Origin of the sequence: Xenorhabdus innexi (assembly GCF_002632485.1) — a bacterium.
Lineage (GTDB): Bacteria > Pseudomonadota > Gammaproteobacteria > Enterobacterales > Enterobacteriaceae > Xenorhabdus > Xenorhabdus innexi.
Window position 1 is genome coordinate 35818 of sequence record NZ_NIBU01000012.1, and the last position, 14487, is coordinate 50304.

General features: G+C 45.5%; 13 protein-coding genes and 1 riboswitch. Of the genes, 5 read left to right on the top strand and 8 right to left on the bottom strand.

Features of this window, described 5'->3' with window-relative positions:
* Positions 1 to 4: 4 nt before the first annotated feature.
* From Xinn_RS07115 to rppH, 7 genes are all read right to left on the bottom strand, one after another.
* Positions 5 to 484 carry a YgdB family protein gene (locus Xinn_RS07115; protein WP_244590154.1) on the bottom strand — a complete coding sequence of 160 codons (480 nt, stop codon included), beginning with the start codon at positions 482 to 484 and terminating at the stop codon, positions 5 to 7.
* A 4-nt stretch (positions 485 to 488) separates the two neighbouring features.
* Complete coding sequence (locus Xinn_RS07120) at positions 489 to 1115, bottom strand: prepilin peptidase-dependent protein (RefSeq protein ID WP_086955265.1); 627 nt, start codon at positions 1113 to 1115, stop codon at positions 489 to 491.
* Positions 1112 to 1606, bottom strand: a complete 495-nt coding sequence (locus Xinn_RS07125) for a prepilin peptidase-dependent protein (RefSeq protein WP_086955264.1) — start codon at positions 1604 to 1606, stop codon at positions 1112 to 1114. Before Xinn_RS07125 ends, Xinn_RS07120 begins: the two co-directional genes overlap by 4 nt.
* 252 nt (positions 1607 to 1858) lie before the next feature.
* Positions 1859 to 2653, bottom strand: a complete 795-nt coding sequence (gene thyA, locus Xinn_RS07130; RefSeq protein WP_086955263.1) for a thymidylate synthase — start codon at positions 2651 to 2653, stop codon at positions 1859 to 1861.
* On the bottom strand, positions 2650 to 3555 hold the full coding sequence (gene lgt, locus Xinn_RS07135; RefSeq protein ID WP_086955262.1) for a prolipoprotein diacylglyceryl transferase: 906 nt from the start codon (positions 3553 to 3555) through the stop codon (positions 2650 to 2652). The genes thyA and lgt overlap by 4 nt, the downstream gene beginning before the upstream one ends.
* Positions 3556 to 3647: 92 nt before the next feature.
* The gene (gene ptsP / locus Xinn_RS07140) at positions 3648 to 5894 is read right to left on the bottom strand and encodes a phosphoenolpyruvate--protein phosphotransferase (RefSeq protein ID WP_086955261.1); all 2247 of its coding nucleotides are present in this window, start codon (positions 5892 to 5894) and stop codon (positions 3648 to 3650) included.
* A gap of 9 nt (positions 5895 to 5903) precedes the next feature.
* Positions 5904 to 6431, bottom strand: a complete 528-nt coding sequence (rppH, locus tag Xinn_RS07145) for an RNA pyrophosphohydrolase (RefSeq protein WP_086955260.1) — start codon at positions 6429 to 6431, stop codon at positions 5904 to 5906.
* A gap of 262 nt (positions 6432 to 6693) precedes the next feature.
* A riboswitch (TPP riboswitch) is annotated at positions 6694 to 6798 on the top strand.
* A gap of 110 nt (positions 6799 to 6908) precedes the next feature.
* On the opposite strand from rppH, the gene thiB reads away from it, so the two are divergent.
* Genes thiB through Xinn_RS07165 form a run of 4 tightly spaced genes read left to right on the top strand, consistent with a single transcriptional unit; the run spans position 6909 to position 10505 of the window.
* Positions 6909 to 7922: a thiamine ABC transporter substrate binding subunit gene (thiB, locus tag Xinn_RS07150; protein WP_086955259.1), complete on the top strand. Its 1014-nt coding sequence runs from the start codon at positions 6909 to 6911 to the stop codon at positions 7920 to 7922.
* A complete protein-coding gene (gene thiP / locus Xinn_RS07155) occupies positions 7898 to 9502 on the top strand; it encodes a thiamine/thiamine pyrophosphate ABC transporter permease ThiP (RefSeq protein WP_086955258.1) in 1605 nt (534 codons plus the stop codon). The genes thiB and thiP overlap by 25 nt, the downstream gene beginning before the upstream one ends.
* Complete coding sequence (gene thiQ / locus Xinn_RS07160; RefSeq protein ID WP_086955257.1) at positions 9495 to 10190, top strand: thiamine ABC transporter ATP-binding protein ThiQ; 696 nt, start codon at positions 9495 to 9497, stop codon at positions 10188 to 10190. Before thiP ends, thiQ begins: the two co-directional genes overlap by 8 nt.
* 18 nt (positions 10191 to 10208) lie before the next feature.
* Positions 10209 to 10505, top strand: a complete 297-nt coding sequence (locus tag Xinn_RS07165; protein WP_280176134.1) for a hypothetical protein — start codon at positions 10209 to 10211, stop codon at positions 10503 to 10505.
* A 67-nt stretch (positions 10506 to 10572) separates the two neighbouring features.
* Here Xinn_RS07165 and Xinn_RS07170 read toward each other — a convergent pair whose 3' ends face one another.
* Positions 10573 to 11979, bottom strand: coding sequence for a DUF6880 family protein (locus tag Xinn_RS07170; RefSeq protein WP_086955256.1), 1407 nt, complete (start codon positions 11977 to 11979; stop codon positions 10573 to 10575).
* Positions 11980 to 12087: 108 nt separating this feature from the next.
* Here Xinn_RS07170 and Xinn_RS07175 point away from each other — a divergent pair, with 108 nt between their 5' ends.
* Positions 12088 to 14436, top strand: a complete 2349-nt coding sequence (locus tag Xinn_RS07175; protein WP_086955255.1) for a DNA polymerase II — start codon at positions 12088 to 12090, stop codon at positions 14434 to 14436.
* Positions 14437 to 14487: the final 51 nt, after the last annotated feature.

Genomic DNA, 14487 nt, shown 5'->3' on the forward strand with positions numbered 1-14487 from the left:
GCTTTCATAAACAAAACTCAGCCGATGTCACAGGGCAAAAATCCAGCCAGCTACTTTCAATAGGAATAAGTGTATCCCGATTCAAATATTTCATCCGTTTCATCCATTGATAAAGCTCAAGCGGTTCTCCAACTAACGGTTTTCCGACTGACAATTGCGCCGTTCCCTTTAACAGAAACAGATCCCCCTGATAGTGCCTGAGGCAGCTTTTCAGATAAGAGCCGGATTTTTCTGAACAGTGCCAATTTTCCAGCTCCTGCGATTCAAACGGCCACAACTGAACTTTTCCCCATGCCAGTGATGATTCTGCCTGTTGAAAGGCATTCAGATACCCCTGTTCATCAAACATCATTAACATGGCACTTTCCTGTTGATAATGAAGTGCTTTCAGTGTCATCAGACTGAGTGTCATCATCATAAGAATAGAGACCAGCAGCGCATTTCCTCTTTGCCGTTTGCTCTTTAATTGCCTGTATTCACTCACCGGATTATTTCCTGATATTCCGCAACCGGATTGTGGTGCGATGATGATGAATAATAAAGGGTGACTTCATCCAACTGGCTTTGATGGATAACGTGATAAATATCAGCCCGTGTTTTGACTGCGATTCTTCAAGGGAAAAAGTATCAATATTCACCTCTTTGGGATCAAAAAGCCGTTCCCAGCCATTTTCCTGACAATTCGCTACTCCTCTTTTCCATTCCAGCATGCGGTTATTTAACCGGTAACCGAAGAATTCAGAGGCAATATGTTCAGGCTCTTCCCAGCGATTATTTAAATTAAGATCATAGGCGACAATAAAACAGGAGTTAGTAGATTCACTCTGTTTATGCCGGATAACCAACGGCGCTCCTCGGCACTGTTTTCTGTCCAGACAATAACCCGCTCGCCGGAGATCTTTTTCCATCATATGAACCACCCGATTGATCAGGTAATGGAGACGGTATTGACGATAAAGATCGAGTATCTGGCTCGATAAAACCGGATAGGTTTTTGCCATTGCAATGAAGATGATACTGCCAACCAACATGGCAACCAGCACTTCCAACAGGGAAAAACCTGACTGTTTTTGCTCAGAACGGGTTTTACGAAAACAACTTCTGACCCGTATCATAGGTTTTTTATTCCTTCGCAATCAGGTAGCTGGCTCAGGTGATTACTGCATGTCCTGATCCTCCCCCGCGCTGAGATAACAACACTTATTTCTCCGGCAGCATTTGCCAGCGAGAAGCTGGCTGGCATCGCGGTATTCCTGATGCCATAAAAATCAACCCGATGGCTGGTTGCTGATGCCAGCAACACATCATCATGAGATGAGCTGATTCGTTCACCCTCACCTTCATCGCAATCACTGCTTTTGGTCACTGATGACACCAGACACCACGGCGGCCCTGCCACCAGCCATAATGTTCGTTCCTGATTCAGGTAATTCGCCAAAGCCTGCTGTCTTTCCATAAACGACAACACATTTTGCACTGCTGACTGTAAATGCAGGCTGTTCTGATAATTTCCCCAGCTATGCAGCCCCCAGATCAAGCTCATAGAAATTATGACCATCGCTATCATCAGCTCTAACAAGGTGAATCCGTTCTGTTTGTTATCCATCTATCCGGCCTGTATCGCGGTTAATTCCGACAGGCAAAATATCCTCAATATGAAAGAGAATAAAAAGTGTGAGTTTTTATTTATGCGAGGGGATTTGAGGTAAGAAACCAGTATAGTGCGGAGTTACATTTTATTTGCGAACCAGCTCGGTAATATCATCAAAAACTATTGGGTGTATATAATTTCCATCCCCGGAAAATGGGGATGGAAACAGGATAAATAATGATGTTTATTGGATGAAGCCAGCCGGGATCAGATAGCTACCGGTGCTTTAATACCGGGATGCGGGTCGTAACCTTCGATTTCAAAGTCTTCGAACTGATAATCGAATAGTGATGCAGGCTTACGCTTGATGATCAGTTTCGGCAATGCCCGTGGTTCACGGCTGAGTTGGAGCTTAGTCTGTTCCATGTGGTTGTTATAAAGATGAGTATCACCACCTGTCCAGACGAAATCCCCCACTTCCAGATCACATTGCTGAGCCATCATATGAACCAGCAGAGCATAGCTGGCGATATTGAAGGGCAATCCCAAAAATACATCACAGGAGCGCTGGTAAAGCTGGCAGGAAAGTTTGCCATCTGCCACGTAAAACTGGAAAAAAGCATGACACGGCGCCAGCGCCATTTTATCCAGTTCGCCAACGTTCCAGGCGGAAACGATGATCCGGCGTGAATCCGGATCGCTTTTCAGTTGTTCGATCACGTTAGTCAGCTGATCAATCTGGCGGCCATCCGGTGCTCCCCATGCCCGCCACTGTTTACCATAAACCGGCCCCAAGTCACCATTTTCATCGGCCCATTCATCCCAGATACTGACGCCATTGTCGTGCAGGTATTTGGTATTGGTATCACCATTAAGAAACCACAGCAGTTCATGAATGATGGAACGAAGATGACAGCGCTTGGTTGTTACCAGCGGAAAACCTTCCTGCAAATTGAAACGCATCTGATGACCAAAGATCGAAAGTGTTCCTGTTCCTGTACGGTCATCTTTTGCTGTGCCTTCTTCCAGCACTTTTTTCATTAAATCCAGATACTGTTTCATTTTGCCTCTTGAATCTTATCTTTTCGCGTGTTGTTGCGGGTATTATTGTTGCTGGGACGTTTATAGGCCCACACCATCATTAATATCCCGACTAAAATCATTGGTATGGAAAGGATCTGCCCCATGCTGATCCCGTCAAATAACCCGAGCTGGGCATCAGGCTGACGGAAAAATTCCACGATGATGCGGAATGCACCGTAGCCAATCAGGAATAAGCCTGAGACGCTTCCCATCGGGCGGGGCTTACGGATAAATAAATTCAGGATGATAAACAGTACGATGCCTTCCAGTACCATTTCGTAAAGTTGTGAAGGATGGCGGGGCAGGACACCATATTTTTCCAGAACAGGCCATAAAGAAGGATCTTTCGCTGCCAGTGCGATATCTTCACTGCGGGAACCGGGGAACAACATTGCCCACGGAGTATCAAGCGTAACGCGTCCCCACAGCTCGCCATTGATAAAGTTACCAATGCGGCCCATGCCTAACCCAAAAGGAACCAGTGGCGCAACAAAATCAGCGGTTTGCAGGAAGTGGCGTTTAGTCCTGCGGGAGAACCACCACATTGCACAAATAACACCGATCAATCCACCGTGGAAAGACATCCCGCCATCCCAGACCTTAAACAGATACAGCGGGTTATCCATGAATACCGGAAGATTATAGAACAGGACATAACCGAGACGCCCGCCGATAAATACCCCGACAAACCCCGCATACAGCAGGTTTTCTACTTCGTTCTTATCCCAGCCACTATTTGGTTTTGCTGCGCGACGATTTGCCAGCCACATGGCAAAGACAAAGCCGACCAGATACATAAAGCCGTACCAGTGAAGAGATACCGGGCCAATTGAAAATATGACAGGGTCAATATCAGGAAATGCCAGATAGCTAGTGCTCATCGTTCCCCACTAAAAAATAATGTTGTGTGAATGAATGTATTAATAAGTGAATATACTCTAAGACAAATAATGATAAATAATAGCATGGGCGGTTAAATGCCACCACGCACCAGCCCACCAAGCCCATGCGATTCCATAAAGGCAGAGCAAATTTCTTTCACCTGCCCTGTAGTTTCTGCCTCCAGAACCTTACTGATAAACTGACTCAGTTCCGCAGAGTCTAAATGATGTAACAGGTATTTAATTCGTGGAATACTCCGGCCACTCATGCTCAGATAACGATAACCAAGAGCGACCAATACCAGCACGCCTACCGGCAAACCAGCCATTTCACCACAAACACTGACGGGTAAACCAATGCGGCTGCTTTCATCAATAATCTGTTTTAAAGCCTTAATTACTGCCGGATGAAGATTGTCATACAAAGAAGCAACATGGGTATTATTACGATCCACCGCAAGTAAATACTGGGTTAAATCGTTCGTACCAATAGAGATAAAATCAACTCGCTTCTTCAATTGTGGTAACAGCAGGGTCAGTGAGGGCACTTCTATCATGACGCCGATTTGTGGCATCGCAATAGTTACCGCAGCGGATTGTTCAACTTCTGATTTTGCTCTGCTGATCAGTTTCTTTGCTTCATCAATTTCTTCGATACCACTTACCATCGGCAGCAATATTTTCAGATTTCCGGTCGGTATATTCGCTTTCAGCATGGCCCTGAGCTGAATAAGGAAGATTTCCGGCTGATCCAGCGTTATGCGAATCCCCCGCCAGCCAAGACAAGGATTTTCTTCATTAATGGGCATATAAGGGAGATGTTTGTCAGCACCAATATCCAGTGTTCTCAATACAACTGATTTTTCCGGGAACAGTGTCAATATTTCCTGATAGCGGTTTCTCTGTTCATCTTCTGATGGGAAACCATTATGTAGCATAAAAGGGATCTCAGTACGATACAGACCTACACCATCAATACTGTCGCCGATTTGTTGTTCGTATTTCAGACTTAGCCCCGCATTGAGCTGAACCTGTACTCTTTCCCCACTTTTAAGCCGCGCTTTCTGTTGTTGCCCCCCTTCAGCCAGTTGACTGAAAACCTGTTCCTCTTCAATGAGCTGGAGATATTCCTGAACAACCAGAGGTTCTGGATCAATAAAAAATTCTCCGTGATAGCCATCCAGAATCAGCATCCGGTTATGCAGTAATTCAGAATGAATATCAGCGCCCATAATCGCCGGTATTCCCATTGCCCTGACCAGAATTGCAGAATGTGAATGAGCCGCACCATCACGCACAATAACACCAGCCAGCTTTTCCTGTGGGATTTCAGCCAGTAAATTGGCACTGAGTTCATCAGCCACCAGAATAAAGCGCTCAGGCCACTGACTACTGCCCGTAAAAGAGTCATCCAGATGAAAGAGCAACCGTTGCCCGAGAGCCCGCAGATCAGAAGCCCTTTCCCGCATATAGACATCCTGAAGGTTGGCAAATTGTTCCGCATAGTTCTCAACAACACTTTTTACCGCCCACTCGGCAATAAAACCGTTATCAACCGAGTGAAACAGATCTTGTTTAAGTTTCGGATCATTCAGTAAATGGCAATAGAGATCAAAAATAGCAGCACTTTCTTTTTGCGAGCTGGCGCTAAAACGTTTACTTATCCGGCGGCATTCTGCTGTTGCCTGCTCAAGCGCAAGGATCAGACGGGAGCGTTCCGTCTGATAATCCAATGTCAGTGCTTCAGATACTTGTTCAAGTGATGGCTGGGAGCAATCCTGCCAGCCCTGAGCCATCGCAATGCCACAAGAGACAGACAGTGCTTTGATACGGGTCTGGCAATACGAACCAACTAACCCGCGCGCCTGTGCCTGAGCAAGGATTGGGGCCAGTTGCATGGCGAGAGTCACCATAAAAGACTCTTCACTTTCATCAAATGAGCGCCGCTCATGTTGCTGAACGACCAGAATACCCTGCAATTGTCGGCGATAGATAATTGGAACGCCTAAAAAGGCACGCAGATTTTCTTCTTTTACCTGAGGGAGATATTTGAAGCTGGGGTGATCACGTACATCAGCGAGGTTGATTAGCTCAGACAAACGCCCGACTTCACCCACAACACCTTCGTCAAAGGAGAGGCTGACCGCGCGCTTTTCCGGCTTTTTCAACCCCCGGGTTGCCATCAGATAATAACGCTGGCGCTGATGATCGGACAGATAAATAGAACAAACATCCGTGTTCATTGCCAGGCATGTTTCATTCACTAACAGCTCAAGCGCTTCCGATAAACTCGCTGCCATAGCAACCTTTTCAACAATTTCCCGTAAACGCGTAAGCATAAAAATAACCTAACTTCTTCTACGACGATAATAGGCTGAGTAGGGCTGTGGCGCTGATTCCTGTGTTGGCATCACGATGGATGAAAATTCTTTCATCACACGGCGATACACATCCCGTTTAAAGGAAACAACCTGCCTGACAGGGTACCAATAGCTCACCCACCGCCAACCATCAAATTCTGGTGTACTACTGCGCTGCACATTAATATCTTTTTCACTGCAAAGCAGCTGCAATAAAAACCAGCGTTGCTTTTGCCCGATACAAACGGGCTTTGTATCCCAACGCACCAAACGTTTGGGTAATTTGTAACGCAACCAGCTACGGGTGGAGGCTAAAACCCGTACATCTTTGCGACTTAAACCAACTTCTTCGAACAACTCACGATACATCGCTTGCTCTGGCGATTCTCCCAGATTGATACCCCCCTGGGGAAACTGCCATGAATGTTGTCCATAACGGCGGGCCCACAGAACCTGCCCATGACGATTACAAATTACAATTCCTACATTCGGGCGGTAGCCATCATCATCGATCACCAGACTACCTCTCGATAAAACGAATTTGAAAAGATGGCTAATTGTTTCACACTCCCCTCAAGCGGTAAACCTCTATACCTAATGGATTTAGAATTGCATCCCGGCGGCAGGAAAATTCCCCGCCGAAACCTAGAGAACCGCCTATTTATAAAAACAGAGGCAGGAGTGTGAGGACAACCAATAAGCCAACAAAAAAGCAGACTGCAAGACCACAGATATATTAATGGGGCTTTGCAGTTATTGGTTAAGTCTCTACAATACAACCATCTCAACGGGGTGCGATTGTTGTCAGACAACATCGCTGAGAGCAGACCCGTAGAACCTGATCCGGTTGGTACCGGCGTAGGGATTTGAGCCACTATCCTTTGATAGATAAGTAATTTTATCAGGCGCCTTCTCAAATCCTTTGCCAATCTGCGAGTCACTTATTTAATTATGAGTGCTAATAGCTATTATTAATAACTACAGGAGAGCAAAGTGTTTAAGCGTTTATTTTCCCGGTTTATCGCAATCAGCATCTTATCGGTTTCTGCCTGTGCCTTTGCTCAGGCAGCACAGACTAAACCCACCCTGACTGTTTATACTTATGATTCATTTGCCGCTGAATGGGGTGCAGGTCCCATCATTAAAAAAGCGTTTGAATCCGAATGTGGCTGCGAATTAAAACTCGTTGCTCTGGAAGATGGTGTTTCTTTGCTTAACCGCCTAAGGATGGAAGGTAAAAAAACTCAGGCCGATATTGTACTGGGTTTGGATAATAATCTGATTCAGGCTGCCCAACAGACCGGGTTATTCACCCCTGCCAACATCGACACCACAAAGTTAAAACTGCCTTTTACATGGAATAACAGTACCTTTATTCCTTATGATTACGGTTATTTTGCTTTTATTTACAACAAGAACACTCTGCCTAATCCCCCTAAAAGTATGGATGAGCTAATTAACGGTCACCAGAATTGGAAGATTATTTATCAGGACCCGCGTACCAGTACTCCCGGTCTGGGCTTCTTGCTCTGGATACAGGAACTCTATGGTGATAAGGCTACACAGGAGTGGCAGAAAATTGCCAAAAAAACCCTGACTGTCACGAAAGGCTGGAGTGAAGCCTACGGACTATTCCTGAAAGGGGAAGGCGATATGGTTCTCAGCTATACCACTTCACCGGGCTATCACATCATGTCAGAGAAAAAGGATAATTACGCCGCAGCCATCTTCAATGAAGGGCATTATTTGCAGGTCGAAGTTGCTGCACAACTGGCATCAAGCAAACAGCCTGAACTGGCTCAAAAATTCATGCAGTTCATGCTCTCACCCGCCTTCCAGCAGGCTCTCCCGACCACGCAGTGGATGTATCCCGTTACTGACATTCCTGTACCAGAAGTGTTCAAACAACTACCTGTGCCAAAAAAATCACTGCAATTCAATGCAGATGAAGTCGCAAAACACCGTACACAATGGATCCGTACATGGCAAAGTGCAGTAAGCCGTTAATCGCGGGTTGGTTATTACCGGGGGTGATTGCCTCCGGTCTGTTACTTCTCATTGCGCTTTCTGCTTTTGGCGCACTGTGGTTTTATGCCCCGGAAAGTCACTGGCAGGTATTTCTGAATGACAGCTATCTGTGGCATGTAATTCGTTTCACTTTCTGGCAGGCATTTTTATCTGCTTTATTTTCGGTGATACCGGCAATATTTGTGGCCAGAGCGCTCTATCGCCGCCATTTTCCGGGCAGAACACTTTTCTTACGCCTATGCGCGATGACGCTGGTATTGCCGGTTTTAGTCGCTTTATTTGGCATACTGACTGTTTACGGACGTATTGGCTGGCTTGCTACACTTTGCCAGTGGGCAGGGATTGAGTACCATTTCACACCTTACGGCCTGCAGGGTATTTTGCTGGCGCATATCTTCTTCAATATGCCGATGGCAACCCGGTTATTACTTCAGTCACTGGAAAATATTGCCATAGAGCAGCGGCAGCTTGCGGCTCAGCTTGGCATGAATGAGTGGCAGCATTTTCGTTTTGTCGAATGGCCTTACCTGCGCCGTCAGATTTTGCCGACAGGCGCACTGATTTTCATGTTGTGCTTTGCCAGTTTTGCTACCGTGCTCACTTTAGGCGGCGGCCCTTCTGCAACAACGATTGAGCTTTCTATTTATCAGGCCATCAAATATGACTACGATCTCAGTCAGGCCGCTCTGCTCGCGCTTATCCAGCTCTGTTGCTGTCTTGGTCTGGTTCTACTGAGCCAGAAGCTTAAAGGCGTACTTTCAGTGGGTTATGGCTATCAGCAAAAATGGCGTAATCCGCAGGATTCGTGGCTGAAAAAGTTATGTGACGGAGTGCTTATCACGACAGCATTACTGTTTTTACTCCCGCCGTTACTGGCGGTTATTGTGGATGGCCTTAACAGTGCGGTGTTTGATGTTCTCAGTAAACCCGAATTATGGCAGGCGTTCACAACCTCCATTATTATCGCGTTGGGGGCCGGTTTCTTATGTGTCCTGCTGACGATGATGCTGTTATGGAGCAGTCGTGAATTGCGGCTGCGTCATTTATCCCGCTGGGGGCAGGCAATCGAAAGCAGTGGTTTGCTGATCCTCGCCATGCCGGGTATTGTTCTTGCGACAGGCTTTTTTATTCTGCTGAATAATACCATCGGGTTACCTGATTCTCCTTACGGGCTGGTTATCCTGACTAATGCTTTAATGGCAATCCCCTATGCTTTAAAAGTACTGGATAACCCAATGCGCGATCTGGCCGAACGTTATAATCCGCTGTGCCGTTCCCTGAACATTCAAGGAGTTAACCGACTGCGCTGGATTGAGCTGAAAGCGCTGAAAACCCCGCTGGCTCAGGCGCTGGCTTTTGCCAGTGTGTTGTCAATCGGCGATTTTGGTATTGTGGCGTTATTTGGTGATGAAGATTTCCGAACTCTGCCTTTCTATCTCTACCAGCAAATCGGCTCATACCGCAATCAGGATGGGGCAGTAACTGCTTTCCTGCTTCTGCTTCTCTGCTTTATTTTGTTCAGTGTGCTTGAACGCTTACCGGGCCTACGCCATGATTAAACTTGAAAATGTGACTTATACCTATGAACAGATTGCCATGCGTTTCCATCTCAGTATCGCAGAGGGTGAACGCGTTGCTATTCTCGGGCCGAGTGGGGCGGGCAAAAGCACGTTATTAAGTTTAATCGCGGGGTTTCAGTTCGCAGAACACGGCGACATCCGGCTGAATGGGAACAATCATACCCATACCTCCCCTTCTGATCGGCCGGTATCGATGCTGTTTCAGGAAAATAATCTGTTTTCCCATTTAACTATTGAGCAAAATATCGGTTTAGGTTTGCATCCCGGCCTGAAATTAAATACTCAGCAACAGCAGACGCTACAACAAATTGCAGCACAGGTATCCTTAGCGGAATATCTGAATCGCCTGCCCGCTCAACTTTCCGGTGGGCAACGACAGCGTGCGGCACTGGCTCGATGTTTAGTGCGCCAACAACCTATTTTATTACTGGATGAACCTTTTTCTGCTCTCGATCCTGCCTTACGAAATGAGATGCTGGAATTACTGGATCAGGTATGTCATGACCGGAAACTGACGTTACTGATGGTGTCCCATAATCTTGATGATGCCGCTAAAATCGCACCACGCTCTCTGCTGATTGTGGATGGAGAAATTCATTATGATGGGGCAACAGAAAAACTGGTGAAGGGAGAAGTGCCTGAGGCGGAAATTTTGGGGATCATATAATTGGCGAGGAAAATAAAAATGAGATTACGTACCGCAATAATAATTCTGTCTGTATTAAGCTTTCCTTTTTCGTTATTACATGCTGAACCTGAAAGTAAAAATAATGATGTAAAAAACATTGACTGCACAACATTAGATGGAAAGCCCGGCCAGAATGGTAAAGATGGAATACCAGATAGTCATTGCAAAGACGGAGGAAAAGGTGGAGATGGGAAATATCCCGGGCAAGCTGGTGGTCATGGTGGGAATGGCGCTGATGGAGGAAACGGCGGCGATGGTGGGAATGGAGCCGATGGTGATTACACCAAATCCTAAAAAACTTCAAAAACAGCCTCTTATATTATAAAGAGGCTAATTTTTACTATTAAAAAATAATTAGTAATTACCTGTCATATTTAATGCCATTTGTCCCGACTGAGATAGCATTAATTTTTTCCAGTGCCTGAGGCCAGAATGCACTTTTCTTTTTATGCTTGTCATAGAGAGCGGCTAAATAGGTTTCACTGGAGGCAACACCGTCTGAGTCTTTCAGAGTCTCACCATATTCCAGACTCTTTTTCAGATCAGAAACAGCATATTGGTAATATCTGCTTTTTGCTTCACCAAGGACATTATCAACCAATGCCCGCCTCAGGAATGTTGCAGAACGAGGGAAATGATGTGCATTCAATGAGTTTGATAACGATCTGATTTTGCTGGCAGTAATCATTGAGATGATAAATTTTATATCGGTTTTTGCTATCTTCAGAACATAGTCATCAATGATATCGAACTGTTCTATTGCTATCAGGAACGTCAGATAGCTATAAGCTTGTTTCTGACTGGCAATATCCAAAAATAATTTTAACCCGCCAGCCTTTTCACTATCCTCAATAATGCCCACATATAATTGATAGAATTTATGGTCACAATAACCCTTAAATGCCTCGATGCAGAGTTTTTTAGCCTGTTCTTTCTTTCCTTCTTCAAGGTAAGCCTTAATTAATAACTCTTCTGCCTGCTCCTTAACGCTATACATCATTCTTTTATCCATGTTGATGAAATCTTCTAAAACAATGATCGCCTCATCAGCTCTGACGTCTTCAATAAGAAGCTGAGCATAATTAAGGTAAGACATTGGGTATTCGAATTCTTTTCTTTCATCAAGATAAGTTTTAAAGAAGTGAGTATCTTTAATCAGATAACTTATTTCCAGTGCTTCATGAGATTCGCCATGTTGATAAAACATATCCCTTAAATGGCGGAAAGTTTCAAGCCCGAGCACTGCCTTATATTGGTCGAATGAAGAGATAGAAAAGAAGGTTTCACTCTGGAAGACGTTGAAGATCTTATTTGCGATAACTGAGCTGTCCTGATTTTTCTGCAACGATAATGCTTTAATCCAACAATCAATCAGGTAATAGTAAAAATCCTGCCAGCCTCCGCTGGAAGTATCTTTGTTTTCACACAGACGCTCAAAATCCTGTAACATTTTTGACAGCAGTGATTCAGATTCTTCCGGCAGAACCGGAATAACTTTATCTAAAAGCGAATTCAGGTAATCATGCAGCCCTGCAAAAAAGGCATCCGTTTCATAGTAATCGAAAAATCTGTTGCTTTTAGTCCGCTGTTTATAGCCTTTTTCAATCAGCTTCAAAAGATCTTTCGATTCCAGTAAATATCCGCCCACCAGAACCGAGCAGGCCTGTTCATTGTTTTTAACCAATGCATAAATGATTTCAAGTAGTTTGTCTTTATCAAAACTGGAAAGTAAATCAGTTTGCTTTTTGTTTAATCCACTCTTCACCATTAATTCCTCATTCACTCGCCAAAAAATGCCTGTATAAATAAACAGCCCTTGCTATAATGCAGGTTACTGTCCGAAAAATCAGTCTGGGTTATTTAACGCCAAAATATTATGCCGATAAAACACGCTGAGCAAGGTTTCATCCTGTCCCGTCACTGGAAAGATACACCATCCGGTATCGAGTTGGTGTATTGGTTAGCTACGGATAAAGGTAGCCGATGTATTAAAATTCCTCATCAAAAAGCCGTCGCTTTTATTCCTCAGCATGATTTGCCCAAAATCGAGAGTTTATTAGCACAGGAGCGCTATTGTGAAGTGAAGGCGCTTCCACTGAAAGATTTTAACCGTCAGCCTGTCTTCGCTTTGTATTGCTCCCAGTATCGTCAGCTACAACAGTTGGAAAAAACATTCAGAGAGCTGGACGTTCCACTTTACGAAACGGATATCCGCCCTCCCGATCGTTTTATGATGGAGCGTTTTATCACCGCTCCTGTCTGGTTCAGTCAGAAGCCTGACGGAAGTTATCAGATGAAGCCCAATCCTGACTATCGTCCCAGCCTGAAATGGGTTTCGCTGGATATCGAAACGAGTCAGCATGGCGAACTCTATTCTATCGGGTTAGCAGGCTGCGGAGAGAAAACGGTATTTATGCTGGGGCCGGAAAACGGTGAAAAGCAGCAACTGGGTTTCAGGCTGGAATATGTTGCCAGCCGCCCGCAACTGCTGGAAAAGCTGAATGAATGGCTGGAGGTTTATGATCCGGATGCGATTATCGGCTGGAGTCTGATTCAGTTTGATTTAAGAGTGCTCCAGAAACATGCCGAACGCTATCATATCCCCCTGAGATTCGGCCGTGGAAAAGGGTTACTGGAATGGCGGGAACACGGTTTTAAACCCGGGCATTTTTTCGCTTCTGCGGCAGGCCGTTTGATCATCGATGGCATTGATGCGCTGAAAAGCGCAACATGGAATTTCCCTTCCTTCAGCCTTGAATATGTTGCTCAGGAATTATTAGGTGAAGGAAAAGCTATTGACAGCCCCTACGACCGGATGGATGAAATTAATCGCCGCTTTCAGGAGGATAAACCCGCTCTTGCTCACTATAATTTGCAGGATTGTATTCTGGTCAGCCGGATTTTCGAAAAAACTGAGCTGATGGCATTTTTGCTGGAGCGGGCGACTGTAACAGGGTTGGCGGTGGACAGAGCCGGAGGTTCAGTCGCGGCGTTCACCCATCTTTATCTGCCGCGTATGCACCGTATCGGCTATGTGGCCCCTGTTCAGCCGACGGATTTTACCAACCATAGTCCGGGTGGTTTTGTGATGGACTCATTTCCCGGCCTGTATGATTCGGTGTTGGTACTGGATTATAAAAGCCTCTATCCTTCCATTATCCGTACTTTTCTTATCGATCCGGTCGGGATGGTAGAAGGCCTTGCCTTTCCCGATAATGAACATTCTGTCCCCGGTTTCCAAGAGGCATTTTTTTCCCGTACCCAGCACTGCCTGCCGGATATTGTCACGCATATCTGGCATGAGCGGGACAAAGCCAAAAAACAGCAAAATGCTCCGCTTGCTCAGGCACTGAAAATTATTATGAATGCTTTTTATGGTGTACTCGGTGCTTCTGGATGCCATTTTTTTGACCCGCGACTGACTTCATCAATTACCATTCGCGGACACCATATCATGCACCAGACCCGCGATTTAATTGAATTACAGGGCTATCAGGTGATTTATGGTGATACTGATTCCACGTTTGTCTGGCTGAAACGTCCTCACTCAGAAGAAGAAGCCAGCCGGATTGGTCATTCACTGACACAATCTGTCAACCAGTGGTGGAAAGATCACCTCAGAGAGCAGTTCAACCTTGAAAGTACGCTGGAGCTTGAATTTGAAACGCATTATCGGCGTTTTCTGATGCCTACCGTCAGAGGTGCAGAGGAAGGCAGTAAAAAACGTTATGCCGGGTTGAGCGGTGATAAAGTGGTCTTTAAAGGGCTGGAAACGGTAAGGAGTGACTGGACACCACTGGCGCAGACATTCCAGCAGGAGCTGTATGCCCTTATTTTTTATCAGAAGCCTTATCAGGATTATATCCGTCATTATGTCGCCAGCACGCTGGCAGGTGAGTTTGATAACCGTCTGGTTTACCGGAAACGGCTGCGGCGTAATCTAGCAGATTATCAGCGCAATGTTCCCCCTCATGTCAGAGCGGCTCGTCTGGCGGATGCGTATAACAAGCAGAAAAACCGCCCGTTGCAGTATCAGAATGGCGGCTGGATTAATTATATTATCACGCAGTCAGGGCCGGAACCGCTGGAAAATCTGACCTCACCACCGGACTATGAACACTATATCAATAAGCAGATTATGCCGATTGCAGATGCCATTCTGCCGTTTCTTCAGGATGATTTTACTACCCTGCTGACAGGGCAAATGAACCTTACTTTCGATTAATTGATATTTTTGCAGGTGACGACTTGCTCAGCTTCAATTAACATAACGCCC

Excerpts from the sequence above, each read along its gene's own strand:
- thyA (WP_086955263.1), bottom strand. The coding sequence starts at position 2,653 with ATGAAACAGTATCTGGATTTAATGAAAAAAGTGCTGGAAGAAGGCACA.
- Xinn_RS07120 (WP_086955265.1), bottom strand. The coding sequence starts at position 1,115 with ATGATACGGGTCAGAAGTTGTTTTCGTAAAACCCGTTCTGAGCAAAAA.
- thiP (WP_086955258.1), top strand. The coding sequence starts at position 7,898 with ATGGCAAAGTGCAGTAAGCCGTTAATCGCGGGTTGGTTATTACCGGGG.
- Xinn_RS07170 (WP_086955256.1), bottom strand. The coding sequence starts at position 11,979 with ATGGTGAAGAGTGGATTAAACAAAAAGCAAACTGATTTACTTTCCAGT.
- Xinn_RS07125 (WP_086955264.1), bottom strand. The coding sequence starts at position 1,606 with ATGGATAACAAACAGAACGGATTCACCTTGTTAGAGCTGATGATAGCG.
- thiQ (WP_086955257.1), top strand. The coding sequence starts at position 9,495 with ATGATTAAACTTGAAAATGTGACTTATACCTATGAACAGATTGCCATG.
- Xinn_RS07165 (WP_280176134.1), top strand. The coding sequence starts at position 10,209 with ATGAGATTACGTACCGCAATAATAATTCTGTCTGTATTAAGCTTTCCT.
- Xinn_RS07175 (WP_086955255.1), top strand. The coding sequence starts at position 12,088 with ATGCCGATAAAACACGCTGAGCAAGGTTTCATCCTGTCCCGTCACTGG.
- lgt (WP_086955262.1), bottom strand. The coding sequence starts at position 3,555 with ATGAGCACTAGCTATCTGGCATTTCCTGATATTGACCCTGTCATATTT.
- ptsP (WP_086955261.1), bottom strand. The coding sequence starts at position 5,894 with ATGCTTACGCGTTTACGGGAAATTGTTGAAAAGGTTGCTATGGCAGCG.